This window comes from Micromonospora reichwaldensis (assembly GCF_031845925.1).
GTDB classification, from domain to species: Bacteria; Actinomycetota; Actinomycetes; order Mycobacteriales; family Micromonosporaceae; genus Micromonospora; species Micromonospora reichwaldensis.
Window position 1 is genome coordinate 1 of sequence record NZ_JAVRFL010000079.1, and the last position, 1,006, is coordinate 1,006.

Annotated in this window: 1 protein-coding gene; it reads right to left on the reverse strand. The window is 65.9% G+C overall.

The window, feature by feature from the left end:
* The coding region (locus RM555_RS30795; RefSeq protein ID WP_311414996.1) for an AfsR/SARP family transcriptional regulator at window positions 1-778 on the reverse strand (778 nt) is incomplete at its 3' end.
* Window positions 779-1,006 lie beyond the last annotated feature (228 nt).

The window sequence follows — 1,006 nt, forward strand, 5'->3', positions numbered from 1 at the left end:
AGTGGGTGAGTGCGGGGATTTGGATTTTGGCGTCGTGTTCGAGGATGCGTTGTTGGAGTTCTTGGAGGCTGCGGCCGGGTTCGAGGCCGAGGCCGTCGACGAGGGCTTCGCGGGTGCGTCGGTAGACGCGGAGGGCGTCGACTTGGCGGCCGCTGCGGTAGAGGGCGAGCATGAATTGGTGGCAGAGGCGTTCGCGCATGGGTTCGGTGGCGGTGAGGATTTCGAGTTCGGGGGTGATTTCGCGGTGTCGGCCGCAGGCGAGTTCGGCGTCGAGGCGGTCTTCGAGGGCGGAGAGTCGTTCGTCTTCGATGGCGGCGAGTTCTGACCAGCAGGTGCCGGTTTCGACGAGGTCGGCGAGGGCGCGTCCGCGCCAGAGGGTGAGTGCTTCGGTGAGGAGTTGGGCGGCGCGGGTGGGGTTGTTGGTGGTGGTGGCGTGGCGGCCTTCGCGGACGAGTCTGCGGAAGCGGTAGAGGTCGATGGTTTCGGTGTCGATGCGGAGTTGGTAGCCGGGTGGGTGGGTGCGCAGGGTGGGGTTGGTGGTGGGGTCGGTGTTGTGGGTGAGCATGCGGCGGATGCCGGAGACGGCGTTCTGGACCATTTTGCGGGCGGTGGGGGGTGGGTTGCCGTCCCACATGGCGTGGAGGATTTGGCTGGTGGCGACGACTTTGTTGGCGTTGAGGAGGAGGTAGCCGAGGATTGCGCGTTGGCGGATTCCGCCGAGTTCGAGGTGGTGGCCGTTGTTGGTGACTTCGGTGCTGCCGAGTACGGAGAAGCGCATGGGTGTGCTCCGGTGGTCCGGTGGGGTGGGGGTGGGTTGGTGTGAGTTTCCCATCGGTGGTCATTGGGGAGGCACCCCTAGGGCACCCCGCAGGAGGTGTGGGTGCATGGTGGGTGTCATTGGGTTGGCAGTGTGGAGTTGCTGGTCAGGCATTGTCGGGTGGTGGTGGGGCATGAGTCCGTCATCCGGGTCTGATGAACGGCGCACACACGGTGCGGGAACGGCGCC